Annotated in this window: 18 protein-coding genes and 1 pseudogene; 10 read left to right on the forward strand and 9 right to left on the reverse strand. The window is 63.8% G+C overall.

The features are described 5' to 3' along the window. Nucleotides 1-6: 6 nt before the first annotated feature. Nucleotides 7-1,020 (reverse strand): NAD-dependent epimerase/dehydratase family protein, encoded by a 1,014-nt coding sequence (locus BXA07_RS11015; RefSeq protein ID WP_076567974.1) that lies wholly within the window; start codon nt 1,018-1,020, stop codon nt 7-9. A gap of 88 nt (nt 1,021-1,108) precedes the next feature. Between BXA07_RS11015 and BXA07_RS11020 the strand changes: the two genes are divergently transcribed. Then, a complete protein-coding gene (locus BXA07_RS11020; RefSeq protein WP_076567975.1) occupies nt 1,109-2,011 on the forward strand; it encodes a LysR family transcriptional regulator in 903 nt (300 codons plus the stop codon). Here the strand turns inward: BXA07_RS11020 and BXA07_RS11025 are convergent. The 5 genes from BXA07_RS11025 to folD form a co-directional block, all read right to left on the reverse strand. Further along, nucleotides 2,004-3,146 carry a branched-chain amino acid ABC transporter substrate-binding protein gene (locus BXA07_RS11025; RefSeq protein WP_076567976.1) on the reverse strand — a complete coding sequence of 381 codons (1,143 nt, stop codon included), beginning with the start codon at nt 3,144-3,146 and terminating at the stop codon, nt 2,004-2,006. The genes BXA07_RS11020 and BXA07_RS11025 overlap by 8 nt on opposite strands. 279 nt (nt 3,147-3,425) lie before the next feature. Beyond that, nucleotides 3,426-3,812, reverse strand: coding sequence for a hypothetical protein (locus tag BXA07_RS11030; RefSeq protein ID WP_076567977.1), 387 nt, complete (start codon nt 3,810-3,812; stop codon nt 3,426-3,428). Beyond that, complete coding sequence (locus tag BXA07_RS11035) at nt 3,809-4,234, reverse strand: DNA polymerase III subunit chi (RefSeq protein ID WP_076567978.1); 426 nt, start codon at nt 4,232-4,234, stop codon at nt 3,809-3,811. Before BXA07_RS11035 ends, BXA07_RS11030 begins: the two co-directional genes overlap by 4 nt. A gap of 8 nt (nt 4,235-4,242) precedes the next feature. Then, nucleotides 4,243-6,324: a M3 family metallopeptidase gene (locus BXA07_RS11040; RefSeq protein ID WP_170909644.1), complete on the reverse strand. Its 2,082-nt coding sequence runs from the start codon at nt 6,322-6,324 to the stop codon at nt 4,243-4,245. Nucleotides 6,325-6,360: 36 nt separating this feature from the next. Continuing rightward, nucleotides 6,361-7,206 carry a bifunctional methylenetetrahydrofolate dehydrogenase/methenyltetrahydrofolate cyclohydrolase FolD gene (gene folD, locus BXA07_RS11045; protein WP_070221908.1) on the reverse strand — a complete coding sequence of 282 codons (846 nt, stop codon included), beginning with the start codon at nt 7,204-7,206 and terminating at the stop codon, nt 6,361-6,363. 463 nt (nt 7,207-7,669) lie between these two features. Between folD and aceE the strand changes: the two genes are divergently transcribed. The 4 genes from aceE to BXA07_RS11070 all read left to right on the forward strand — a co-directional run bounded on the left by aceE (nt 7,670) and on the right by BXA07_RS11070 (nt 16,082). Next, the gene (gene aceE / locus BXA07_RS11055; RefSeq protein ID WP_076567981.1) at nt 7,670-10,366 is read left to right on the forward strand and encodes a pyruvate dehydrogenase (acetyl-transferring), homodimeric type; all 2,697 of its coding nucleotides are present in this window, start codon (nt 7,670-7,672) and stop codon (nt 10,364-10,366) included. Nucleotides 10,367-10,459: 93 nt separating this feature from the next. Next, entirely contained in the window at nt 10,460-12,115 is a 1,656-nt protein-coding gene (gene aceF / locus BXA07_RS11060) for a dihydrolipoyllysine-residue acetyltransferase (RefSeq protein WP_076567982.1), read from the forward strand. A gap of 10 nt (nt 12,116-12,125) precedes the next feature. Beyond that, nucleotides 12,126-13,904, forward strand: a complete 1,779-nt coding sequence (gene lpdA / locus BXA07_RS11065) for a dihydrolipoyl dehydrogenase (protein ID WP_076567983.1) — start codon at nt 12,126-12,128, stop codon at nt 13,902-13,904. A 993-nt stretch (nt 13,905-14,897) separates the two neighbouring features. After that, nucleotides 14,898-16,082 (forward strand): hypothetical protein, encoded by a 1,185-nt coding sequence (locus tag BXA07_RS11070; protein ID WP_076567984.1) that lies wholly within the window; start codon nt 14,898-14,900, stop codon nt 16,080-16,082. Nucleotides 16,083-16,090: 8 nt separating this feature from the next. Here the strand turns inward: BXA07_RS11070 and BXA07_RS11075 are convergent, their stop codons facing one another. Then, nucleotides 16,091-16,807, reverse strand: coding sequence for a TetR/AcrR family transcriptional regulator (locus BXA07_RS11075; protein ID WP_076567985.1), 717 nt, complete (start codon nt 16,805-16,807; stop codon nt 16,091-16,093). Between the two features lie 144 nt (nt 16,808-16,951). Here BXA07_RS11075 and BXA07_RS11080 point away from each other — a divergent pair, with 144 nt between their 5' ends. The 3 genes from BXA07_RS11080 to BXA07_RS11090 are packed head-to-tail and all read left to right on the forward strand — an operon-like array spanning nt 16,952 to nt 21,227. After that, entirely contained in the window at nt 16,952-18,157 is a 1,206-nt protein-coding gene (locus BXA07_RS11080; RefSeq protein WP_076567986.1) for an HlyD family secretion protein, read from the forward strand. 6 nt (nt 18,158-18,163) lie between these two features. Then, nucleotides 18,164-19,762: a DHA2 family efflux MFS transporter permease subunit gene (locus BXA07_RS11085; protein WP_076567987.1), complete on the forward strand. Its 1,599-nt coding sequence runs from the start codon at nt 18,164-18,166 to the stop codon at nt 19,760-19,762. 40 nt (nt 19,763-19,802) lie between these two features. After that, nucleotides 19,803-21,227: an efflux transporter outer membrane subunit gene (locus tag BXA07_RS11090; RefSeq protein ID WP_076568011.1), complete on the forward strand. Its 1,425-nt coding sequence runs from the start codon at nt 19,803-19,805 to the stop codon at nt 21,225-21,227. A 166-nt stretch (nt 21,228-21,393) separates the two neighbouring features. Here BXA07_RS11090 and BXA07_RS11095 read toward each other — a convergent pair whose 3' ends face one another. After that, complete coding sequence (locus BXA07_RS11095) at nt 21,394-22,311, reverse strand: LysR family transcriptional regulator (RefSeq protein WP_076567988.1); 918 nt, start codon at nt 22,309-22,311, stop codon at nt 21,394-21,396. Between the two features lie 114 nt (nt 22,312-22,425). Between BXA07_RS11095 and BXA07_RS11100 the strand changes: the two genes are divergently transcribed. Both BXA07_RS11100 and BXA07_RS11105 read left to right on the forward strand, forming a co-directional pair. Beyond that, nucleotides 22,426-23,025 carry a short chain dehydrogenase gene (locus BXA07_RS11100; RefSeq protein WP_083708164.1) on the forward strand — a complete coding sequence of 200 codons (600 nt, stop codon included), beginning with the start codon at nt 22,426-22,428 and terminating at the stop codon, nt 23,023-23,025. A gap of 109 nt (nt 23,026-23,134) precedes the next feature. Then, a complete protein-coding gene (locus tag BXA07_RS11105; RefSeq protein ID WP_076567990.1) occupies nt 23,135-24,865 on the forward strand; it encodes a dipeptidyl-peptidase 3 family protein in 1,731 nt (576 codons plus the stop codon). Nucleotides 24,866-24,922: 57 nt separating this feature from the next. Here BXA07_RS11105 and BXA07_RS30110 read toward each other — a convergent pair. Further along, nucleotides 24,923-25,074, reverse strand: a pseudogene (locus BXA07_RS30110) (IS1595 family transposase); the annotation flags it as partial.

A 25,074-nucleotide genomic window follows, 5' to 3' on the forward strand; every position in this document is an offset into this window, starting at 1 on the left:
CTGCAATTAGTGCGCCGGCAATCCCGGCGCATTTTTTTTGCCTGTCACGTTCAGATTGCCCATTCCTTCCAGGGTGGCTCTAACCGCCTCATCGAGGGGCGTGTGGGCTTCCTGTCCCAGCACGGCCAGCAGTTGCGTATTGTCCATGGGCAAGGGTATTCGCCACAGGTAGCGCATCTCGCGCATTTCGCGCAGGGTCGCCACGAACGGCGAGGCCAGCACCACCAGCCACCACGGAAAACGCCGGATGGCGGGCGCAGTTCCTGTCGCCTGTTCCACCACGCGGGCAATCGCGCCGGTCATTTGCCGGCCGTCGCGGTCCCAGTGGCCGGCCATGTGAAAGCGCGCAAATGCGGGCAACGTGGCGCGTACATCGAGCAACTGCACCATCGTGCGCGCCACGTCCGGCAGGTAGGACCACTGGTGGCCGACGCCGGGCGCGCCCGGATACAGCACGCTGCGCACGCTCTGGCGCGGTTTCACCAGGCCCTGCGAAAACCAGTTGTTGCCGGCGCGGGGGCCGAAGAAGTCGCCCGCGCGCACGATGAGCACGCGCGCGTCCTGCATGCTGGCCCGTTCCAGTCTTGCCTCCATTTCCACGCGAATGGCGCCCTTGCGCGTGCGCGGGCGCTGCGGCGCGTCTTCCGCCAGCAAGCCGTGCGGCGCGGGAAAGGCGTCGGGGCCGAAGTTGTAGACGGTGCCGGGCAGCACGATGGTGGCGCCTTCGGCCATCGCCGCGGCGACCGTGTTGTCGAGCATGGGCAGCACCAGCCGGCCCCAGTGGCGGTAGCCGGGCGGGTTGACGGCGTGCACGATGACGGCGCAGCCTTTCGCGGCCGCCAGCACGTCCGCGCGCGACAGCGCGTCGCCGCGCAGCCATTCAATGCCATCGCCGCGTGGCGACGGCGTATCCCCGCGCCGCAGCGCGCGCACCTGCCAGCCCGCCGCCAGCAGCTGGCGCGCCATCTCGCCGCCGATGCCGCCTGTCGCGCCCAGTACCAATACCGTTTTGTCCATCATGACCTCCGTGTGGTTGATGGCGCCAGTATCTGCCGCGCAAGCCTAATTGGAAATTGACGAACATCGATCAGAGGCTATACATTTATGTATGACTACCTCCATCGCCTGGGAATACTACCGTTCGCTGCTGGCCGTGCTCAGGCACGGCTCCCTGTCCGGCGCCGCCCGTGCGCTGGCCATCACCCAGCCCACCGTCGGCCGGCACATCGCCGCCTTGGAGCAGGCGCTGGGCGCGACGCTGTTTACGCGTTCGCAGCTGGGCTTGCTGCCCACGGAAGTGGCGCTGGCGCTGCGGCCCCATGCGGAAACCATGGAGCACACGGCGGCCCTGATGGAACGGGCGGCCAGCAGCCAGGGGCAGGGCGTGGCCGGCGTCGTGCGCATCGCGGCCAGCGAAGTGGTGGGCGTGGAAGTGCTGCCGCCGATACTGGCCCGCTTGCGCGAACGCCATCCCGGTCTGGTCATTGAACTGGTGTTGAGCAACAAGGTGCAGGATTTGCTGCGCCGCGAGGCGGACATCGCCGTGCGCATGCTGCGTCCGCGCCAGGAGCAGCTGGTGGCGCGCAAGGTGGGCGAGATCGAACTGGGCCTGCATGCGCACGCGGATTACCTGGCGCGCCATGGCACGCCGGCGGGACTGCTTGATCTGGCGCAACATGCCGTCATCGGCTACGACGAGGCGAGCCCCTTCGTGCGCAATGCGGGTGCGGCCTTCCAGGGATTTACGCGGGAAAACTTTGCCTGGCGCAGCGACAGCGACCTGGCGCAACTGGCCCTGATCCGCGCGGGCGCCGGCATCGGCGTGTGCCAGGCGGGCTTGGCGGCGCGCGATCCGGCCCTGCGGCGCGTGCTGCCGCAAGCGTTTGCGCTGCCGATGGAAACCTGGGTCACCATGCATGCAGACTTGCGCGGCAGCCTGCGCTGCCGCGCCACCTTCGACGCGCTGGCCGAAGGTTTACGCGATTACGTTGCCAGCCAATCGCTTACTTGACCACTTCCATCTTGGTTTTCTTGCCATCCCGGTAGGTGAACAGGGTCAGCGCGCCATCCTTGATGTCGCCGTTGGCATCGAACGAGATCGGCCCCGTCACGCCCTGGTAGTGCACCTTGGCCAGGAAGGGCAGGTAGACGGATGGTTTCGACGATTTCGCATCGGCCATGGCGGTGGCCATGGTCATCACGGCGTCGTACACATAGGGCGCGTACAGCTGCACGTCCATATTGTATTTCTGCTTGTAGCGGGCGCGGAAATCGTCCATGCCTTTTTGCTGGTCGCCCGTGACGCCGCCCGCTTCCGCGCAGGTGACCATGTTTTCACCCACGGCGTCGCCGGCCAGCTTGCCCAGCGGTTCCGTGCACAGGCCGTCGCCGCCCATGAACTTGGCCTTGATGCCCAGCGCCTTCATCTGGCGCAGCATGGGGCCGCCCACGGAATCCATGCCGCCAAAGAAGATCAGGTCGGGATTCTTCGACTTGATGCTGGTCAGAATGGCGTTGAAGTCGGTGGCGTTGGCATTGGTAAATTCCTTGCCGACGATTTGCACGCCAGGCGCCGCCTTCTTGGCGCCCTTGACGAACTGTTCCGCCACGCCCTGGCCGTAGGCCGTGCGGTCGTCGATGACGGCGATTTTCTTCGCCTGCAGCTTGCCGACGGCATACGCGCCCAACGTTCCCCCCAGCTTGTTGTCATTGGCCACGACGCGGAAGGCCGTGTTGAATTTCTGCTGGGTATACGTCGGGTTGGTGGCGGCCGGCGAAATCTGCGGGATGCCGGCATTGAAGTAAATGCGCGAAGCGGGAATCGTCGTGCCCGAATTCAGGTGGCCGATCACGCCGTTGACCTTGGCGTCCACCAGCTTTTGCGCCACGGCCGTACCCTGTTTCGGATCGGCCGCGTCATCTTCGGGCAACAGCACGAATTTCACGACTTTGCCGTCGATCTTGAAGCCTTTGGCGTTCAAGTCCTCGATGGCCATCTTGGCCGCGTTTTCATTATCCTTGCCCAGGTGGGAGCTGGCGCCAGAGACCGGCGCGACGTGGCCTATCTTGATGATTTCCTGCGCGCCCGCGTGACCGGCAAAAGCGAGGGCAAGGGCGAGTGGAAGGACTTTGGTCTTGAGCAGCATAAACATTCTCCAATGGATAAAGATACGGCGGCGTCGCGTGAAACCGCTTCGAATGGCGGTACGTGTGAGGAAAGGTACAACAAAAAACAGGCGGCGCAAAGCCGCATTTCGGGCTTTTTGCATTTTGTCGCAACAATCACCAAAGTGAGGCGCGATGCACCGATTTCTCGGGTGCGAGCGCACCAAAGAATGGCGTTGGAGGAAAGAATAGGGTAGGTCGGGCGGGTCGTGGTAGGTCGGGTCAGCGCGCAGCGCGTAACCCGGCATTGCGCAGCATGCTCAGGGGTACAGCGTCTGCGCTGGTGGATGCAGATGCCCGAGCTCATGGCTGACCGCGTGGGCCACGATCTGCTCCAGCGATTGCTGCAAATCTTCGCGCAGGGCGCCGCGCATGCCGATCAGGGCGTTTTGCAGGGCCGTCTGCAGGACGTGGGCAATGCGTTCTTCCAGCAGATGGTCGATCTTGCCTTGGACTTGATGCAGGATGCGTTGCGTTAGCCGCTGTTCGATGGCATCCCAGTCCGGTAGCGGCATGCTGGGTGGCAATGCTGGTGCTTCCTCGACAGCTGGCGCAGCAGGTACGACGGGCGCCGCCTCCGGCACATCCGGCCCCAGCAGCACCTCCGTCAGCAGGGGGATGCCCTGGTCGAATGGCTGCTGGTTCATGCTTTACCTGCCACGAAGTGGGTCGGCTGCACGTCCTGCTGGCGGTAGTGCAGGAAGCGCTGGCGGCCCGCCTGGGCGTCCTGCTCGTCCATGGAAACGATCTCGAACACGCGCTGGAATTGCGCGTAGTTGGCGGGTGGCAGCTGCGATACATTGACCAGGATATCGTGGTGCGGCAGTTCCACCTCTTCGCTGTCGGTCAGCACGATGGGGGTCTGCGCGGCCAGCGGCTCGCCGGCCAGCACGTGCGGCACAAAGTCGGTCGGCGAGAGGGTCCACATGGCCGCATTCATGGCGTCTAGCTGGGCGCTGTTGCCCGCCAGCACCACGACCTTGTTGCCGGCCATATACGCCTTGCGCGCCAGGCGGCAGGCGTAGGCCAGCTTGTCGGGCACATTCGTATGAAAATCGACGCGCGTCATGTCATCCCTCAGGCTGCCATGCCGCTGTGGCGCAGCAGGGCGTCGATGCTAGGTTCGCGGCCGCGGAAGGCCGTGAACGATTCGAGCGCGGGGCGCGAGCCGCCGACGGACAGGATTTCCTCCAGGTAACGCTTGCCTGCCGCCGTGGTGGCGGCCGGTCCCAGCGCCCTGGCTTCTTCAAACGCCGCATAGGCGTCGGCGGACAGCACCTCGGCCCATTTGTAGCTGTAGTAGCCGGCCGCGTAGCCGCCGGAGAAGATATGCCCGAAGGAATTCTGGAAGCGGTTGAAGGCGGGCGGGATGATCAGCGCGAACTGGGCGCGCACGCCGTCGATCAGCTGCTGCACAGTCTGGCCCGTGCCGGCGTCGTAGTCATAGTGCAGATGCATGTCGAGCAGGGAGAACTCCACCTGGCGCAGCGTCTGCAAGCCGGACTGGAAATTCTTGGCCGCCAGCATCTTGTCGTACAGCGCGCGCGGCAGCGGCTCGCCCGTGACGGCGTGCGCCGTCATGTGTTCAAGCACTTCCCATTCCCAGCAGAAGTTTTCCATGAATTGCGACGGCAGTTCCACGGCATCCCATTCGACGCCGGCAATGCCCGACACGCCCAGCTCGTCGACGACGGTCAGCATATGGTGCAGGCCGTGGCCGAACTCGTGGAACAGGGTGATGACTTCATCGTGCGTGAACAGGGCAGGCTGGACCTGGCCATCGACCACGGCCGGCTGCGTGAAATTGCAGGTCAGGTAGGCGATCGGCGTTTGCACGTGCTGTGCGTCGGCGCGGCGGCCCCGTGCATCGTCCATCCAGGCGCCGCCGCTCTTGCCGGCGCGCGCATACGGGTCCAGGTAGAACTGGCCGACCAGCTGGCCGTCGCGCTCGATGCGGTAAAAACGCACGTCCGGGTGCCAGACGGGCGCCGTATCGGGTTTGATCTCGACCGCGAACAGGTTCTGGATCTGGCGGAACAGGCCGTCGATCACCTTGTGTTCTGGGAAATACTGTTTGACTTCCTGGGCCGAGAACGCGTAGCGGCGTTCCTGCAGCTTTTCGGAAGCGTACGGCACGTCCCACGCCTGCAGCTCGGCGATGCCCAGCTCTTCCCGGGCGAATTGTTGCAGTTCGGCCAGGTCCTTCTCGGCGAACGGACGCGCGCGCTTGGCCAGGTCTTCCAGGAAGGCGATGACTTGCGCGGGCGAAGTGGCCATCTTGGAGACGAGCGACACTTCGGCGAAATTGGCGTAGCCGAGCAGCTGGGCCTCTTCGTTGCGCAGCCGCAACAAGGTGACGATGTTGTGCGTATTGTCCCAGTCCTCTTTCTTGCTGAAGACCTCGCCCAGATCCGACGCCTTGGTGGCGTTGGCGCGGTAGATGGTTTCGCGCAGTGCGCGATTGTCGGCAAACTGCAGGATCGGGTAATAAGAGGGGAAGTGCAGCGAGAATTCATAGCCTGGCTTGCCGGCCTTGTCGGCGGCGGCGCGCGCGGCGGCCTTCACGTCGTCGGGCAGGCCTGCGAGATCGGCTTCGTTCTCGACCAGCAACTTATAGTCATTGGTGGCGTCGAGCACGTTTTCGGAAAAACGCGTAGCGACGGCAGCGTGTTCTTCCTGGATGGCGCCGAAGCGCTCTTTCTTGTCCTCGGGCAACTCGGCACCGCCCAGGCGGAAGTCGCGCACGGCATTGTCGACGATGCGCCGGCGTGCCGGCGACAGGCTGGCGAAAGCGGGGCTGGCCTGCAGCTGCTTGTATTTGCCGAACAGCACTTCATTTTGGCCCAGCTCGGTCCAGAATTCCGTCACCTTGGGCAGGTTGGCGTTGTAGGCGGCGCGCAGTTCCGGCGTATCGACCACGCTATTCAAATGGTTGACGATGCTCCAGGCGCGGCCCAGGGTTTCGGCGATCTGGTCCTGGGGCGCGACGAAGTTGTCCCAGCTCACTTCTTCCATGGGCGCTTCCAGCCGCGCCACCGTGGCGCGCGCCTGTTCCAGGAGGGTATCGATGGCAGGCGTGACATGCTCGTGCGTGATCGCGTCGAAGCGTGGCAGTCCGGAAAAATCAAGCAGGGGATTGGTGTTCATCGTCGGTTCCATATTAATAAGGCGGCAATGCCGCCCCGGGGTGATTCTTTAGATGCGCTCGGCAGCCTCTACTGTGTTCATCAATAACATGGTGATCGTCATCGGACCGACGCCACCCGGTACTGGGGTGATGTGGGACGCGATTTCTTTCACTCCGGCAAAATCCACGTCGCCGCACAGCTTGCCGTCATCGTCGCGGTTCATGCCCACGTCGATGACGATGGCGCCCGGCTTGACCATGTCGGCCGTCAGGGTGTTGCGGCGGCCGACGGCGGCCACGACCACGTCCGCCTGGCGCGTGTACAGGCCCAGGTCCGGTGTCGCACTATGGCAGATGGTGACGGTAGCGTTCGCTTGCAAGAGCAGCAGGGCCATCGGCTTGCCGACCGTGTTGCTGCGGCCGATGACGACGGCGTGCTTGCCGCGCAAGTCCACGCCCGTGCTTTCGATCAGTTTCATGCAACCGTACGGCGTGCACGGGCGGAAGCCGGGCAAGCCCGTCATCAGTTCGCCGGCGCTCAGGACGGAATAGCCGTCCACGTCTTTCGTCGTGGCGATCGCTTCGATGACCTTGTGCGGGTTGATGTGCTTCGGCAAAGGCATCTGCACGAGGATGCCGTGGATGGCGGGATCCGCGTTCAGGCTGGCGATGCGTGCCAGCAAGTCGGCTTCGGACAGGTCCGCTTCATATTTTTCCAGCACCGAGTGGAAACCCACGTCGCCGCACGCCTTGACCTTGTTGCGGACATACACCTGGCTGGCCGGGTCTTCGCCGACGAGAATCACGGCCAGACCGGGCTGGGTGCCCTTGGCCGTGAGGGCGGCGGCGCGCGTGGCGATCTCGCTGCGCAGTTTTTGGGAGAGGGCGATTCCGTCGATCAGTTGTGCTGGCATGGTAGGGGCTGAGAGATGTGGGAGGGAAAAGACAGATTATAAAGCCGGGCGGCGCAAAGGGGCGGTTTTGGCGTAACAACAGCGGGCCGGAGACGCGGGCCTGAGAAAATGCCGATGGCGGCGTTGCAGCTCCTTGCCGTACTGGCGTACTGTCTGCGTCGCTGCGCCTTGCCCTCGACATTTTTCAGGTCCGCTTGGCCCGGGGAGCCTGTGCCGACGACTGGGGTGCTCATTCCTTTTGCCACTCTGCTCACCCAAATTTCCGGACAGAATTTGCGGCAGTGCAGCATAAATTTCATAGGGTGATTTCATGATATGAAATGCTATATCGTAATTTGAAAAATACTAAATACGCTGTTAGAATCCCCACACTAAACCGACTTAATAGTAAATAATCAGCGAAATACCGTCCGACAGCGATCCGGAAAATCGGGGTGGGGCGTTCACAAAGGAGACTCAACAGATGTCAGCTCAACTGAACCAGGTAACGACACAGATCGGCACCGACCCGGATATGCAGGAAACCAAGGAGTGGCTGGACGCGCTCGAAGCCGTGCTGGAAAATGAAGGTCCGGAACGCGCGCATTACCTGATGGAGCGCATGGTTGACCTGGCCCGCCGCCGCGGCGCCCAGATTCCGTTCTCCAGTACCACCGCCTACGTCAATACCATCCCCACCAAACAAGAAGCACACTGCCCCGGCAACCTGGAATACGAAGAGCGCCTGCGCTCGTGGATGCGCTGGAACGCCATGGCCATGGTGGTCAAGGCCAACCGCGCCGACGGCGACCTGGGCGGCCACTTGTCCTCGTTCGCGTCGCTGGCGAACATGCTGGGCATCGGTTTCAACCACTTCTGGCACGCGCCGACGGCCGACCACGGCGGCGACCTGCTGTACATCCAGGGCCACTCCTCGCCCGGCGTCTACGCGCGCGCCTTCCTCGAAGGCCGCCTGACGGAAGAGCAAATGCTGAACTTCCGCAAGGAAGTCGACGGCAAGGGCCTGTCCTCGTACCCGCATCCGAAGCTGATGCCCGACTTCTGGCAGTTCCCGACCGTGTCGATGGGCCTGGGCCCGCACATGGCGATCTACCAGGCGCGCTTCCTGAAGTACCTGCACGCACGCGGCATCGCCAAGACCGACAACCGTAAAATCTGGGCTTTCTGCGGCGACGGCGAGATGGACGAGCCGGAATCGCTGGGCGCGATCGGCCTGGCCGCGCGCGACATGCTCGACAACCTGGTCATCGTGGTCAACTGCAACCTGCAGCGCCTGGACGGCCCGGTGCGCGGCAACACCAAGATCATCCAGGAACTGGAAGGCGAATTCCGTGGCGCGGGCTGGAACGTCGTCAAGGTCATCTGGGGCCCGGGCTGGGACGCCCTGCTGGCGCAAGACAAGGAAGGCATCCTGCAGCGCGTGATGATGGAAACCGTCGACGGCGAATATCAGAACTACAAGGCGAAAGATGGCGCCTACGTGCGCAAGCACTTCTTCGGCAAGCATCCGAAGCTGCTGGAAATGGTTGCCAACATGAGTGACGACGACATCTGGCGCCTGACCCGCGGCGGCCACGATCCGCACAAGATCTACGCTGCCTTCAAGATCGCCCAGGAACACAAGGGCCAGCCTACCGTCCTGCTGGTGAAGACCATCAAGGGCTACGGCATGGGCAAGTCCGGCGAAGCGCGCAACACGGCGCACCAGACGAAAAAACTGGACGACGAAGCCATCCGCGAAATGCGCGACCGCTTCTCGCTGCCTATCCCCGACGACAAGCTGGCCGACATCCCGTTCTTCAAGCCTGCCGACGACGCGCCGGAAATGCTCTACCTGCACGAGCGCCGCAAGGCCCTGGGTGGCTACCTGCCGCAGCGCCGCCAGAAGTCCGAGGAAACCCTGCCCGTGCCTGGCCTGGACGCGTTCAAGAACGTGCTGGAAGCGACGCCGGAAGGCCGCGAAATCTCGACCACGCAAGCCTTCGTGCGCGTCATTTCGACCCTGCTGAAAGACCCGAACCTGGGCCAGCGCGTCGTGCCTATCCTGGTCGATGAATCGCGTACCTTCGGCATGGAAGGCCTGTTCCGCCAGATCGGCATCTACAACCCGAAAGGCCAGTTGTACGAGCCGGTCGACAAGGACCAGGTCATGTACTACCGCGAAGACAAGGCCGGCCAGATCCTGCAGGAGGGCATCAACGAAGCGGGCGGCATGAGCTCGTGGATCGCCGCGGCGACGTCGTACTCGACCAACGACCGCATCATGATCCCGTTCTACACCTTCTACTCGATGTTCGGCTTCCAGCGCATCGGCGACCAGGTATGGGCTTCGGCCGACATGCGCGCCCGCGGCTTCCTGATGGGCGGCACGGCCGGCCGCACGACGCTGAACGGCGAAGGCTTGCAGCACGAAGATGGCCACAGCCATATCTTCGCCGCGACCATCCCGACCTGCATGCCGTACGACCCGACCTTCAGCCATGAAGTCGCCGTCATCATCCAGGACGGCCTGCGCCGCATGATCGCCAACCAGGAAGATGTGTTCTACTACATCACGATCATGAACGAGAACTACGCCCAGCCAGGCATCAAGCCAGGCCAGGAAGAAGGCATCCTGAAAGGCATGTACAAGCTGCAAGAAGGCAAGGCTGACGCCAAGCTGCGCGTACAGCTGATCGGTTGCGGTACCATCCTGCGCGAATCGATCTTCGCCGCCGAACTGCTGGAAAACGACTGGGGCGTGGCCGCGGACGTGTGGTCGGCGCCGTCGCTGACCCTGGTGGCCCGCGATGGCCAGGATGCGGAACGCTGGAACATGGTCAATCCGTCGAAAGAGCAGCGCGTGCCGTACGTGACGTCGCTGATGCAGGATACGGACGGCCCGATCGTCGCCACGACCGACTACATGCGCGCATTTGCAGAACAGATCCGCGCCTTCATGCCGAAGGGCCGCACCTACAAAGTGCTCGGTACCGATGGCTTTGGCCGCTCGGACAGCCGCGCCAAGCTGCGCGAGTTCTTCGAAGTGAACCGTTATTATGTCACCGTGGCCGCGCTCAAATCGCTGGCTGACGAAGGCAAGATCGACGTGTCGGTGGTGGAGCAGGCGATCGCCAAGTACGGCATCGACGCGAACAAACCGAATCCGGTGACCCAGTAATCGTTAAGTGATCCGATCACGCCAGGGCAGTGCGCAAGCGCCGCCCTGGCGTGTGCGCGGGTCCATCTGACAAATAAAATAACGGAGCAAGCTATGAGCATTGTGGAAGTCAAAGTCCCGGATATCGGCGATTTCAAGGAAGTCGAGATCATTGAACTGATGGTCAAGCCAGGCGACACGGTCAAGGTCGACCAGTCCCTCATCACGGTCGAATCGGACAAGGCCAGCATGGAAATCCCGTCGAGCCACGCCGGTGTCGTCAAGGAATTGAAAGTCAACGTGGGCGACAAGATCGCCGAAGGTTCGCTGGTCCTGCTGCTGGAAGTGGCGGACGACGACTCGGCGCCGGCGCCAGCCGCCGCTGCCGCCCCGGCACCTGCCGCTGAAGCCGCCCCCGCCGCCGCTCCTGCGGCCGCGCCGGCACCCGCCGTCCCTGCCGGCGCGCCGGCCCTGGTCGAGGTGACCGTGCCCGATATCGGCGACTTCAAGGAAGTCGAAGTCATCGAACTGATGGTCAAGGTGGGCGACACGATCAAGGTCGACCAGTCGCTGCTGACGGTCGAATCGGACAAGGCCAGCATGGAAATCCCATCGAGCCACGCCGGTGTCGTCAAGGAATTGAAGGTCAAGGTCGGCGACAAGGTCGCCAAGGGTAGCTTGGTGCTGGTCGTGGAAACGACCGGTGGCGCTGCCGCCCCGGCCGCCGCGCCTGCGCCGGCCGCGCAAGCTGCCGCCGCACCAGCCGCCGCCGTCGCTTCGGCGCCGGTCGCCGCTGCTGCCCCGGCAACTGCCGCCGCGCCTGCCGTGAACGGCAAGCTGGCGCACGCGTCGCCATCGATCCGCAAGTTCGCGCGCGAACTGGGCGTGGACCTGGCCCGCGTGGGCGGTTCCGGTCCGAAGGGCCGCATCACCCAGGAAGACGTGCAGAACTTCGTCAAGGGCGTGATGTCGGGCGCCGTTGTCGCGCCTAACGCACCGGTCGCCAAGGCCGGTTCCGGCGTTGGCCTGGATCTGCTGCCATGGCCGTCGCTGGACTTCAGCAAGTTCGGCACGACCGAATTGCTGCCGCTGTCGCGCATCAAGAAAATCTCGGGCCCGAATTTGCACCGCAACTGGGTCATGATCCCGCACGTCACGCAGTTCGACGAAGCGGACGTGACGGACCTGGAAGCATTCCGCGTCGATACCAACGCGGCCAATGCGAAGAACAAGGATGCGGCCAAGCTGACCATGCTGGCATTCGTGATCAAAGCGTCCGTCGCCGCGCTGAAGAAATTCCCCGCGTTTAACGCCTCGCTCGACGCCAAGGGCGAGAACCTGATCCTCAAGCAGTACTACAACATCGGCTTCGCGGCCGACACGCCGAACGGCCTGGTGGTACCGGTGATCAAGGGCGCGGACCAGAAGTCGGTTTCGCAGATCGCCCGCGAAATGACGGAACTGTCGCTGCAGGCACGCGAAGGCAAGCTGAAACCGGCCGACATGCAGGGCGCCAGCTTCACGATCTCGTCCCTGGGCGGCATCGGCGGCACGCACTTCACGCCTATCGTCAATGCGCCGGAAGTGGCGATCCTGGGTCTGTCGAAAGCCTCGATCAAGCCGGTATGGGATGGCAAGGCCTTCCAGCCACGCCTGATGATGGGCACCTCGCTGTCCTACGACCACCGCGTGGTCGATGGCGCGATGGGCGCGCGATTCTCCGTGTACCTCGGCGAAGTCCTGGCCGACATGCGCAAAATTCTGCTGTAAGGAGCGATTGATGAGCACAGTAGAGGTAAAAGTACCGAATATCGGCGATTTCAAGGAAGTCGAAGTCATCGAACTGATGGTCAAGGTCGGCGACACCATCAAGGTGGACCAGTCCCTGATCACGGTCGAATCGGACAAGGCCAGCATGGAGATTCCGTCGACCCACGCGGGCGTCGTCAAGGAAGTCAAGGTCAAGGTCGGCGACAAGATCGCCGAAGGCAGCGCGCTGCTGGTGGTGGAAGCGGCTGAAGGCGCGGCAGCTGCCGCGCCAGCTGCCGCTCCTGCGCCGGCGGCAACCGCTCCGGCAGCCGCACCTGCACCTGCGGCCGTTGCCGCCATCCCGGCCGGCAATTACAGCGGCCAGGTCGACATCGACGTCGACATGATGGTGCTCGGTGGAGGTCCTGGCGGCTACTCGGCGGCGTTCCGCGCGGCCGACCTGGGCATGAGTACCGTCATCGTCGAGCGCTACGCCACCCTGGGCGGCGTGTGCCTGAACGTGGGCTGCATCCCGTCGAAGGCGCTGCTGCACGTGGCATCCGTCATCGACGAAACGGCGCACATGTCCAACACGGGCGTGACGTTCGCCAAGCCGACGATCGACATCGACCAGGTACGCAAGTACAAGGAAGGCGTGATCTCGAACATGACGGGCGGCCTGGCCGGCATGGCCAAGGCACGCAAGACGCAAGTCGTCACCGGCGTGGGCCAGTTCCTCTCCGCGAACCACATCGAAGTGACGGCAGGCGACGGTTCTAAAAAGGTCGTGCAGTTCAAGCAGGCCATCATCGCCGCCGGTTCGTCCGTGGTGAAGCTGCCCTTCGTGCCGGAAGACCCGCGCATCGTCGATTCGACGGGTGCACTGGAATTGCGCCAGATCCCGAAACGCATGCTGGTCATCGGCGGCGGCATCATCGGCCTGGAAATGGCGACCGTCTATTCGACCTTCGGCGCGCGCATCGACGTGGTCGAAATGATGGATGGCCTGATGCAGGGCGCGGACCGCGACGCCGTCAAGGTGTGGCAGAAGTTCAACGAGAAGCGCTTCGACAACATCATGACCAAGACCAAGACGGTCGCCGTCGAGGCGTTGCCGGAAGGCATCAAGGTCACGTTCGAAGCGGCCGAAGCGGGTGCCACGGCCCCGGCGCCGCAAGTCTACGACCTGGTGCTCGTCGCCGTGGGTCGCAGCCCGAACGGCAAGAAGATCGCTGCCGACAAGGCAGGCGTGCAGGTGACGGACCGCGGTTTCATCAACGTCGACAGCCAGATGCGCACCAACGTGCCGAACATCTTCGCCATCGGCGACCTGGTGGGCCAGCCGATGCTGGCGCACAAGGCCGTGCACGAAGCCCACGTGGCAGCGGAAGCGGCTGCCGGCCAGAAGTCGCACTTCGACGTCAAGGTGATCCCGTCGGTCGCCTACACGGATCCGGAAGTGGCATGGGCCGGCATCACGGAAGACGAAGCGAAAGCCAAGGGCATCAAGGTCGAGAAGGGCCACTTCCCGTGGGCCGCCTCGGGCCGCGCCGTGGCCAACGGCCGCGCCGAAGGCTTCACCAAGCTGCTGTTCGACGCTGAAACGCACCGCATCATCGGCGGCACCATCGTCGGCACGCACGCGGGCGACATGATCGGTGAAATCGCGCTGGCCATCGAAATGGGCTGCGACGGCACCGACATCGGCAAGACCATCCATCCGCACCCGACCCTGGGCGAGTCGATCGGCATGGCCGCCGAAGTGTACGAAGGCGTATGCACGGACTTGCCGCCGCCGCGCAAGCGCTGATGTTGTAGCGCTGTGACACCAAAAACCCCGCAAGCGATTGCGGGGTTTTTTATTGGCGCCTGCCGCCATCCGCACCCGACCCTGGGCGAGTCGATCGGCAGCTTGGCAAGCGCGCGCCGAAGTGTACGAAGGCGTATGCACGGACTTGCCGCCGCTGCGCAAGCGCTGATGTTGTAGCGCTGTGACACCAGGAACCCCGCAAGCGATTGCGGGGTTTTTTATTGGCGCCTGCCGCCATCCGCACCCGACCCTGGGCGCGTTGATCGGCAGCTTGGCAAGCGCGCGCCGAAGTGTACGAGGTGTCTGCACGGACTTGCCGCCGCCGCGCAAGCGCTGATGTTGTAGCGCTGTGACACCAGGAACCCCGCAAGCGATTGCGGGGTTTTTTATTGGTGTCTGCTGCCATCCGCCCCCGACCCTGGGCGCGTCGATCGGCAGCTTGGCAAGCGCGCGCCGAAGTGTGCGAGGGTGTCTGCACGGACTTGCCGCCGCCGCGCAAGCGCTGATGTTGTAGCGCTGTGACACCAGGAACCCCGCAAGCGATTGCGGGGTTTTTTATTGGTGTCTGCTGCCATCCGCCCCCGACCCTGGGCGCGTCGATCGGCAGCTTGGCAAGCGCGCGCCGAAGTGTACGAGGTGTCTGCACGGACTTGCCGCCGCCGCGCAAGCGCTGATGGTTTGGGCGCAACTGCAATAGCTTCAAAAACCCCGCAAGCGATGACGGCTTATTTAATGAAAAATTAACTTTCAGTACAAAAAAACAAAATCCGTTCCCGGCTTTCTTTGTTTCTGTTGACCTCCGTGTGGTAAAGCGTGCTTGCCTGTGGCGGATGCGTGTCATGTGAAAATTGGTGAGTATTGCCGTAGGGAAAAAATGCCAGAATGGAGGTCTGTAACCATGTTTCGCTCACGCTTGACCCGGGGTGCGTGATTTTTCCCTGAACGTTGCCAGTGTCCGGTCAAGTTCGGCTGTGCTGAGAAAGTTTTGCAACAATGAAAAAATTTACCGCCCTCCATATTGCCGATGTGCGCTTGCGCCGGGCTGACGAGCAAGAGCAGGCCGTGAGGCTGCACGCCTTGTTTGAGGATGTGGCCGCCATCCTGGCGGCGGGAAAGCAGATCGATGCCATTTTCTTCACGGGCCAGCTGGTGGCGCCTGACGCCTGCGCCGGCACGACGCCCGTGTATGTCTACGAATACTTCCTGCGTCCGTTGCTGCAGGCGGCCAGCCTGCCGGGCGCGCGCTTTTACCTGGTGCCGGGCAGCCGCCAGCAGGGCGTGGCCGCCGCCGCGCTGGGCAATGCCGGTTTCAGTTTCTTCTCTGCCGACGAACACGCCAGTGCCGAGCAGCGCGCGCGCTACAAGAATATCCACGCCGTATTCCATGGCCACCAGCATACGGGCGACGGCAGTTCGCTGATGAAGTCGCTAGGCATCTTGTTCAAGAGCAATCCTGGCAGCCTGTATGGTGGGCAGGAGCAGATGGCGGCGTTTGCCGTGCTGGAGTTCGGCAACGACATGTCCGGCGGCCATGCGCCGGGCACGCAGTGGACGGTGTCGCTGCGCGAGTTCGATGAAGTGAGCAAGAATTTCGCCCTGTCGGTGCTGTACACGCCGAATGGCCAGGAAACGGGGCAGATGGACGCCGAACATGTGTTTGCTACCCTGTTGCCGCAACTGGCGGACGAGCGCGTCTATCTTGACGGCCTGCTGGGCAAGGCGGGCATGCCGCACTGCGGGCCGTCGGACGACGCCGTGGCGGCGCGCGACTTCCTCATCGAACTGGCGTTCGTGATGTTCGAGGCCAAGACCTTGTTCCTGAGCGAGGCGGAACTGCAGCGCTTTGCCAGCGACTATTGCGGCGTGAAGGGCTGGGACGTGGGGGCTGGCGACTGGCTGGCGCCGCTGTATGCGCATGGCTTGCTGTTGCGCACCGATGGCCAGGTGGCGTTTTCCTTCGATTACTTCCGCACCTATTTCCTGGCGCAGCGCTTTGAAACGTCGTTTGACCTGATGCGCTACGGGCCGCAACGCCATGATGGCAGTGAGTCTTCACTCAGTGTTGATGGCGCGTCGGCAGCCCAGCCTTTCTTGCACGCACTGGGTCTGAGCGGTGAGCGCATCGAAACCGTCGCGGCAGAGGCGGCTACGGCCGAGCACTGCAGCCGCCCCGGCTGATCCGGGTTTCAGGCTGGCGGCGCGCGCAGGGTGCCGTGCAGGAACAGGTCGAGACTGACCTCGACCTTGGCGCGCAATTGCGCTACATCAGGCTGCGCCTGGGGCGGAAACAGCAGGCGCGACATTTGGTCGCCCAGCAGGCAGTTGAGCAGGTGCAAGGCCAGCATCGATGCCGTCAATTCCTCGCGAAACAGCGGTGCAATGTCGGGGCGCTTGAAAAACTTGGTCAGCATCTCGCGTGTCTGTCCCGGTCCCACCTTGTAAAACGTTTCCGCCAGTTCAGGATGCGTGGCCGCTTCGGCCACCACCATGCGGTTCAGGCGTATCGCCGCCGGCATCGTCACCAGTTGCACGAACAGCAGGCCGAACTCGCCGAGGATGGTGGGCAGGGGCCGCATATCCGTTTCCAGCGCCGGCATGGTCGAGAAATATGCGGCGCGACGCTGTTCCACTACTGCATTGAACAAGCCCGACTTGCCGCCAAACTTCACATAAATCGTGCGCACGGCCACATGGGCTTCACGCGCGATCATTTCCAGGCTCACTTTTCCATAGCCTTTTTCCAGGAACAGGCAGCCGGCCGCGTGCAGCAGGTTTTCCATGCGCGCCTCCATGTCGGCCGCGCGCGGGCGGCCGGCAGGCTTGCCGCAGCACGTCAGTTCGGTGGCGGCATTGTCGGAGTCTGTATTGGTAGGCAAGGTGTCGCTGAGGCCGGGATCGGACATGGTCTGGGTCTCTTTATAAGTGGGAGGGTAAGTGATGGCTCACACTGTAGTGCAAATTAAAATGAAATGCAATCGTTTCATTTCTTGACTTTGGCTTTTCTTTGCCCAATAATGAACCTATATCATTTCATTTTCGGAGCGAGTATGTCCAACCAGCCAGGCCAAGTAGAGCACAAGGTGCTGAGCGCCGTCCCACCCGCGGCCCCGGCCGCACCTTCCACGCCCGCCGCTTCCGCCAGCTCCGCCCCCCCGAACAACCGTGTCAAAATCATCGCCGGCCTGATCGTCCTCGTCGCCCTGGGCGCCGGCGCGCGCATGTGGTACCGCAGCCACTATTTCGTGGAAACGGAAAACGCCTACGTGGCCGGCCACGTGCATCCCGTCTCGGCGCGCATTTCCGGCGTCGTCACCAAGGTTTTTATTGACGACAATCAAATCGTGAAAGAGGGCGACGTGATCGCCGAACTCGATCCCTTCGACCAGCGCGTGAAAACCGAGCAGATCGCCGCGCAGATCGCCAGCGCCGAGCAGCAAGTGCTGCAGGCCGACGCGCAGATCGCGCAAGTGCAGGCGCAAGCGAGCGCCGCCCAGGCGCAGGTGGCGCAGGCCGATGCGCAGCTGCTGCGCGCCAAGCAGGATGCCGAGCGCTTCGGCCAGCTGTACACGAGCCAGATGAAAGCCGTCTCGAAAGCGGAACTGGACGCGGCCAACGCGGCCCGCTCGAGCGCCGTGGCCGACCTGGCCGCCCGCCGCGACAGCGCGTCCGCCGCCAAGGCGCAGATCGGTGCGGCGCAAGCGGCGCGCGACGTGGCCAAGGCCCAGGTGGCCGTGCTGCGCGTGCAACTGAAGGACGCGGAACAGCAGCTGCAATACAACCGCATCCTGGCCCCCGTCGCCGGCCGCATCGGCAAGCGCAACGTGGAAACGGGCATGCGCGTGCAGCCTGGCCAGCAGCTGACGGCCATTGTGCAGGACAACGTCTGGGTCACCGCCAACTTCAAGGAAACCCAATTGGCCGACCTGCACCGCGGCCAGAGCGTGCACGTGACCATCGACGCCATGCCGGGCAAGAAACTCGTGGGCACGGTGGACAGCTTCGCTCCTGCCTCGGGCGCGCAGTTCGCCCTGCTGCCGGCCGATAACGCCACCGGCAACTTCACCAAGATCGTCCAGCGCGTACCCGTGAAAATCGTCTTCCGGCCGGAAGACATCAAGGCCATGAATGGCCGCCTGGTGCCGGGCATGTCGGTGATCGCCGAAGTGGAAGTGAACCAGCCCGTGCCGGCCCAGGACAAGGCCGAGGCACCGCGCCACGCCGCCGCTCCTGCCGCCCAGACCACCGCCCGCTAAGCTTCCATGAGCAGCTCCCCCACCACGCTGGCGAAGCCGCCAGCGTTTCCCGTGATTGACGAGAAAGTCTCCGGACGCACCTGGCTGGCGGTCGGCGCCGGCATGCTGGGCGCCTTCATGGCGGTGCTCGACATCCAGATCACCAATTCCTCGCTCAGGGACATCCTTGGCTCGCTGTCGGCCACCCAGGAAGAGGGCTCGTGGATATCCACGGCCTACCTGGTGGCGGAAATCATCGTCATTCCCCTCACCGCGCTGCTGGCGCGCGTGTTCGGACTGCGCGCCTACATGATAGGCACCACCGCTTTCTTCCTGCTGTTCTCCACCCTGTGCGGGGCGGCCTGGAACCTGGAAAGCATGATCGTCTTCCGCATGCTGCAAGGCTTTACGGGCGGCGCGCTGATCCCCATGGCGTTCACGCTGGTGATGCTCAAGCTGCCCGCCTCCAAGCGCGCCGTCGGCATGGCCATCTTCGGCCTGACGGCGACCCTGGCGCCGGCCATGGGCCCGACCCTCGGCGGCTATCTCTCCGAGCTGTATGGCTGGCCTTCGATCTTCTACATCAACTGGGTGCCCGGCGTGCTGCTGATCGCCGGCATGATCTATGGCCTGGACAAGGAGCCGATGCAGCTCAAATTGTTCTGGAAGGCCGACTGGCTGGGCATCTTCTTCATGGCCCTGGGCCTGGGCTGCCTGACCATCTTCCTGGAAGAGGGCAATTCGAAGGACTGGTTCGACTCGGGCTTCATCATCGCCTTCGCCGCGCTGGCCCTGACGGGCATCCTGGGCTGGGTCGTCACCAGCGCCACGCGCGCCGAGCCGTTCGTCAACCTGGCCCTGTACGGCCAGCGCAACTTTTTAGTGGCCACCGTGCTGTCGGCCGTGACGGGCATGGGCCTGTATGGCTCGGCCTTTTTGCTGCCCCTGTTCCTGGGCCAGATCGCCGGCTATTCGCCGATGCAGATCGGTGAAGTCATCATGTGGGTGGGCTTGCCGCAGCTGTTCATCATGCCTTTCGTTGCAAAGTTGTCATCCAAAGTGGACAACCGCATCCTGTGCTCGTTCGGCCTCTTGCTGTTCGGCGGCTCGTGCATGATGAATGCCTACATGGACGCCTCCACAGGCTACGACCAGTTGCTGTGGTCGCAGGTGGTGCGCGCGCTGGGCCAGCCCTTCGTCATGCTGACCCTGTCGAACTTCGCCATGAAGGGCATCGCGCCGAAGGACATGGCGTCCGCTTCGAGCCTGTTCAACATGACGCGCAACCTGGGCGGCTCGATCGGCATCGCCCTGCTGGCCACGGCCCTGAGCACGCGCGAGCATTTCCACTCGCAGCGCCTGGGCGAGGCGATCAACGCGTATTCGAGCGCCACGCAGCTGCGCATCGACCAGCTGACGTCCTCGTTCATGGCCAAGGGCTATGACGCCGTCACGGCCGGCAACCAGGCCTTGCAGGCGATCGACGGCATCGTGCGCCGCGAAGCCTACGTGATGGCTTACAACGACGGCTTCTTCCTCGTTGGCGCCATCCTGCTGGCCTGCATCGTGCCCCTGTGGCTGGCCGACAAACTCAAAGCTCCCGGTGGCGGTGGCGGCGGTCATTGACCGCGCACAGCAGCCCCTCAAGAACAAGAAGGTAATCATCATGCAAACAGTATTGACGAAAATCGCGCTGGCCGCTTCCCTTGCCGTGGCGCTGTCCGCCTGCGGCACCGTGGGCCAGGATTTCACCGCCCCGGCAAACGTGGCCGGCATCGGCACCTTCCGCCACGGCGCGGCCGCCGCGGACGCCGCACAGCTGCCCAAAGACTGGTGGAGCATCTACGGCGACGCGACCCTGAACCGCCTCGAACAGAGCGCGCTGCAGGACAATCCCAGCGTGAAAGCGGCCGGCGAGCGATTGCTGCAGGCGCTGGCGCAAAGCGGCACGGCGCGCGCCAACCAGGGCCCGAGCGTCAATGTCAGCACGGGCATCTCGAACTCGCGCACCTCGGCCAACACCTCGCAGGGCCTGGCCCTGGGCAACCGCTCGATCAGCGGCAATAACTTTTCCGTGGGCGGCTCGCTGTCGTATGAAGTCGACTTGCTGGGCCGCGTGAAGCGCCTGGTCGAAGCGGCGGACGCGCAGGCGCTGGCGGCGCAGGCCGACCGCGACGGCGTGCTGCTGATGCTGTCGTCGCAAGTGGCCAGCAATTACTGGCAGCTGCGCGGGCTGGACGCGGAAATGGCGATCCTGAATGGCGCCCTGGACACGCGCCGCGAGTCGGCGCAGCTGGTCGAGGCGCGCTTCAATGCGGGCCTGACGAATGAGCTGGACCTGGCGCGCGCGAAGGTCGAACTGTCGAACGCGCAGGCCGACCTGCATGAAGTCAGGCGCCAGCGCAACCAGCTGGAAAACAGCCTGGCCACCCTGACGGGCAAGCCGCCGTCGGCGCTGCAGTTGCCGGTGGCGGCCGATCCGTCGATCTTGCCGCTGCCGCCCGCCATCCCTGTCGGCCTGCCCGCCAGCCTGCTGGCGCACCGTCCCGACCTCGTGTCCAGCGTGGCGGGCCTGCGCGCGGCCAACGCGCAAGTGGGCGTGGCCGAAGGCGCGTTTTACCCGTCGCTGCAATTGACGGGCAATTTCGGCTACGCCTCCGAAAAACTGCGCGACCTGGCGCAGGGCGGTTCGCGCCAGTTCAGCTTTGGCCCGCTGGCCCTGTCCCTGCCCATCTTCGACGGCGGCCGCAACCAGGCCAATCTGGACCTGTCCAAGGCGCGCTATGCGGAAGCCGTGGCGAACCATGAAACGAAGCTGCTGACGGCTTTGCGCGAAGTGGAAGACGCCTTGTCCGACGTGGAGCAGCGCCAGTTGCAGGGCGACGCCCAGGCCCTGTCGCAGGCAGCGGCCGCGCGCGCCTATCTGGTGGCGCGCACGCGCTATGAGCGCGGCATCTCGACCTACCTCGACGTCACCGATGCCCAGCGCAGTTCGCTGGCGGCGGACCGCGCCGCCGCGCAGATCAAGACCCAGCGCCTGCTGGCGACGGTTGCCGTGGCCCGTTCGCTCGGTGCCGGCTGGCAGCATTGACGGACACCAGATAAAACCTACTGCGCGTCGCGCTTTGCGGCCGGCGATGCTCACCGTACTAAAGTACGGTTGCGCTTCTCGGCCACAAATCACTGCCGCTCGCTACGGTTTTTTCCGGTGTCGCAAGGTCAACCATGAGCAACAAATGACAAGGCTATCCAACTAGTTACGTGAGCGTGGCCGGTGGCGGTGTCGCCGCCGGCCCGTAGCGTTCCAGCAGAAAATCGATGAAGGTCGTCAGCTTCGGCGTGGGCTGGCGGTCGCGCGCGTACACGAGGTGCATGGGGCGCGGCGCCGGCACGTAATCGGCCAGCAGCGGCACCAGCCTGCCGGCGGCGATATCGCCAGCCATCAGTATCTCCGCCTGCATGACGATGCCGAAGCCGTGCAGCGCCGCCACGCGCAGCGCCTGCCCATTGTTCGAGCGGAAGCGGCTTTCGCGCACGGGGCTGCCATCATCGTCGCCGCTCCTGGCCAGGCGCCAGCGCACGTGGCGCGTCCACTGCATGAAGTCCAGGCATTCGTGGCGCGCCAGGTCGGCCGGCGTGCGCGGCGTGCCGTGTCTGGCCAGGTAGGCGGGCGCGGCGCAGATCACCATCGCATACGGCCGCAGCACGCGCGCCACCATGGCGGAATCCTCCAGCTTGCCGATGCGGATGGCCGCATCGAACCCTTCTTCCACCAGGTCCACCGTCCTGTCGTTCAGGTTCAGTTCCAGGCTCACTTCCGGATACGCATCGAGGTAATCGGCCATCAGCGGCGCGATGCACTCGCTGCCGAAGGACACGGGCGCCGTGATCTTCAGCTTGCCGCGCGGCGCCGCGCGCATGGCTTCCGCGCCCCGTTCCGCCGCATGGATGCTGGCCAGGATCTGGCGGCACTGTTCCACATACTGCTGGCCGATTTCCGTCAAGCTTTGCCGCCGCGTAGTGCGCGCCAGCAGCCGCGCGCCCAGCCGCTCTTCCAGGTATTTGATGTGCTTGCCCACCATCACGGGCGAAATCCGGAACGCCTCGGCGGCGGCCGTGAAACTGCCCGCATCGACGACGGCGACAAAAATCTCCATGCTGCGCAATTTATCCATGACGTCCCGATTGCAAACTACAGATTAGTAATCTTGTAAATTCTAGCGTATTTATTCCTTTTTGTAAGCGGCGCATACTGGCTCCATCGTTCAACAGCAGACAAGGACAGCATCATGAAAATCGTCATCATCGGCGCCAGCGGCACCATCGGCACGGCCGTCGCCGCCCAACTGGCGCAGCGCCATGAAATCATCGAAGTGGGCAGCCGCAGCGGCACGCACCAGGCCGACATGGGCGACATCGCGCAAGTGCGCGCCCTGTTCAAGCGCATCGGCACGGTCGATGCCGTCGTCGTGACGGCCGGCAAGCTGCATTTCGGCCCGCTGAACGAATTTACTCCTGAGCAATTCCAGGTGGGCCTGGAAAGCAAGCTCATGGGCCAGGTCAACGTGGCGCTGGTGGCGCAGGAATACCTGAACGACGGCGGCTCGATTACGCTCACCAGCGGCATCGTGGCCGACCAGCCTATCCGCTTCGGCACGGCCGCCACCATGACCAACGCGGCCGTGGAAGGCTTCGTGCGGGGCGCCGCCATCGAATTGCAGCGCGGCGTGCGCATCAATGTCGTCAGCCCGACGGTGCTGGCCGAATCGCTGGAGTCCTACGGCCCCTTTTTCTACGGCTTCGAGCCGGCCGCCGCCAGCCGCGTCGCGCTGGCCTATAGCCGCAGCGTGGAAGGGGCGCAGACGGGGCAGGTGTACAAGGTCTGGTAAGCCGCTTGCCATGCCATGGGGGCAGGTGGGACAATCGCAGGCTGAGCAAGAAAGCGTTAGCGCGCCATCCGCGCCAGCCGCGTCTGAGAAAAATCCAACCGAGACCTCCATGAAAAAACTCTTGATTCCCCTGCTGATGGCCGCCGCCGTCGGCAGCGCCTGCGCCGCAGCGCCAGCCACCCCGGCCATCCCGGCCACCGCCGCGCAACTGACGGCCATGAGCGCCCGCTACGCGCCCGTCGCGCTGACGGCCGACGTCACCCACCTGTCCGCGGGCGACCGCCAGGCCATCGCCAAGCTGGTCGAGGCGGCCAAGCTGGTCGACGTGCTGCAGCTGCGCCAGCGCTGGTCCGGCAATGAAGCGCTGTGGGCGGCCTTGAAGAAGGACAAGTCGGCCCTGGGCCGGGCCCGCCTGAACTATTTCTGGATCAACAAGGGGCCATGGTCGGTGCTCGACGCGCACGCCTCGTTCATGCCGGCCAGCTACGCCGGCATCGCCATTCCCGCGCACAAGCCGGAAGCGGGCAATTTCTATCCGCAGGGCGCCACCAAGGCCAGCCTGGAAACGTGGATGAACGGCTTGCCGGCAGACGACAAGCAGCAGGCGCAATGGTTTTTTACCACCATCCGCGCGGGCAAGGACGGCAAGTACCAGACCGTCAAGTATTCGGATGAATACAAGGTGGAGCTGAAACAGCTGGCCAAATTGCTCGACGAAGCGGCGGCCGCCACGGACAACGCATCGCTGAAGAAATTCCTCACCCTGCGTGCCAAGGCTTTCCTCGACAACGATTACTTGCCGTCCGACTTCGCCTGGATGGATCTCGATTCGCCCGTCGACATCACCATCGGCCCATATGAAACGTACAACGACGAGCTGTTCGGCTACAAGGCCGCGTTCGAAGCCTACGTGAACATCCGCGACCAGGCGGAAACGCAGAAGCTCGATTTCTTCGCCAAGCACATGCAGGAGCTGGAAGACAACCTGCCGCTCGACGCCCGCTACCGCAACCCGAAAGTGGGCGCGCTGGCGCCGATGGTGGTGGTCAACCAGGTGTATGGCGCCGGCGACGGCAACATGGCCGTGCAGACGGCCGCCTACAACCTGCCCAACGACGAGCGCATCATCAGCGCGCGCGGCTCCAAGCGCGTGATGCTGAAAAACGTGCAGGAAGCCAAGTTCAAGGCCACCTTGACGCCGATCTCGAAACTGGTGCTCACGCCCGAAGCGCAGCAGGACGTCGATTTCAATTCCTTCTTCACGCACATCCTCGCGCATGAAATCATGCACGGCTTGGGCCCGCACGCGACCGTCGTCGACGGCAAGGCGTCCACGCCGCGCCAGGACTTGAAGGAAGCCTACTCGACCATCGAAGAAGCCAAGGCCGACATCACGGGCCTGTTCGCGCTGCGCTACATGATGGACAAGGGCCAGCTCAACGACACCCTGGGCCAGGGCGAAGCGGCCGAGCGCAAGCTGTACAACACTTTCCTCGCCTCCGGTTTCCGCACGCTGCATTTCGGCCTGACGGATTCGCATGCGCGCGGCATGGCCATCCAGATGAATTACATCCTCGACAAGGGCGGCTTTGTCTCGCTGGGCGACGGCAAGTTCGGTGTCGATTTTGCGAAGATCAAGCAGGCCGTGATCGACCTGGACCGTGAATTCCTGACCATCGAGGCGACGGGTGACTATGCGCGCGCGCAAGCGATGATGACGAAATACGTGGTGATCCGCCCTGAAGTGCAGGTGGCGCTCGACAAGATGAAGGCCGTGCCCAACGATATCCGCCCGGAATTCGTCACGGCGCGCGCGCTGGATCAAGCGACGAAGAAATAAACCCGCTGCCGTATTGGCAGAGTGAAAAGCCGGTGCTGCTGCGCCGGTTTTTTTTGGCTATGTCACCGTCAGGTGTGGGAATGCTCCCACCGTTGCTTTCAATAACGCTTCAGACGAGCGGATGCGTCTGGCGTCGAGGATCCAGCGCCATCCCAGGTAATTCGGCAGGTAGCGCGTCGCCACGCCGTGAAAGGGCCTCAGCCATGCGC

Source organism: Janthinobacterium sp. TND4EL3 (assembly GCF_900156175.1).
Lineage (GTDB): Bacteria > Pseudomonadota > Gammaproteobacteria > Burkholderiales > Burkholderiaceae_D > Janthinobacterium.

Coding starts and splice junctions, on each gene's coding strand:
- BXA07_RS11015 (WP_076567974.1), bottom strand. CDS start 1,020: ATGATGGACAAAACGGTATTGGTACTGGGCGCGACAGGCGGCATCGGC.
- BXA07_RS11020 (WP_076567975.1), top strand. CDS start 1,109: ATGACTACCTCCATCGCCTGGGAATACTACCGTTCGCTGCTGGCCGTG.
- BXA07_RS11025 (WP_076567976.1), bottom strand. CDS start 3,146: ATGCTGCTCAAGACCAAAGTCCTTCCACTCGCCCTTGCCCTCGCTTTT.
- BXA07_RS11030 (WP_076567977.1), bottom strand. CDS start 3,812: ATGAACCAGCAGCCATTCGACCAGGGCATCCCCCTGCTGACGGAGGTG.
- BXA07_RS11035 (WP_076567978.1), bottom strand. CDS start 4,234: ATGACGCGCGTCGATTTTCATACGAATGTGCCCGACAAGCTGGCCTAC.
- BXA07_RS11040 (WP_170909644.1), bottom strand. CDS start 6,324: ATGGAACCGACGATGAACACCAATCCCCTGCTTGATTTTTCCGGACTG.
- folD (WP_070221908.1), bottom strand. CDS start 7,206: ATGCCAGCACAACTGATCGACGGAATCGCCCTCTCCCAAAAACTGCGC.
- aceE (WP_076567981.1), top strand. CDS start 7,670: ATGTCAGCTCAACTGAACCAGGTAACGACACAGATCGGCACCGACCCG.
- aceF (WP_076567982.1), top strand. CDS start 10,460: ATGAGCATTGTGGAAGTCAAAGTCCCGGATATCGGCGATTTCAAGGAA.
- lpdA (WP_076567983.1), top strand. CDS start 12,126: ATGAGCACAGTAGAGGTAAAAGTACCGAATATCGGCGATTTCAAGGAA.
- BXA07_RS11070 (WP_076567984.1), top strand. CDS start 14,898: ATGAAAAAATTTACCGCCCTCCATATTGCCGATGTGCGCTTGCGCCGG.
- BXA07_RS11075 (WP_076567985.1), bottom strand. CDS start 16,807: ATGTCCGATCCCGGCCTCAGCGACACCTTGCCTACCAATACAGACTCC.
- BXA07_RS11080 (WP_076567986.1), top strand. CDS start 16,952: ATGTCCAACCAGCCAGGCCAAGTAGAGCACAAGGTGCTGAGCGCCGTC.
- BXA07_RS11085 (WP_076567987.1), top strand. CDS start 18,164: ATGAGCAGCTCCCCCACCACGCTGGCGAAGCCGCCAGCGTTTCCCGTG.
- BXA07_RS11090 (WP_076568011.1), top strand. CDS start 19,803: ATGCAAACAGTATTGACGAAAATCGCGCTGGCCGCTTCCCTTGCCGTG.
- BXA07_RS11095 (WP_076567988.1), bottom strand. CDS start 22,311: ATGGATAAATTGCGCAGCATGGAGATTTTTGTCGCCGTCGTCGATGCG.
- BXA07_RS11100 (WP_083708164.1), top strand. CDS start 22,426: ATGAAAATCGTCATCATCGGCGCCAGCGGCACCATCGGCACGGCCGTC.
- BXA07_RS11105 (WP_076567990.1), top strand. CDS start 23,135: ATGAAAAAACTCTTGATTCCCCTGCTGATGGCCGCCGCCGTCGGCAGC.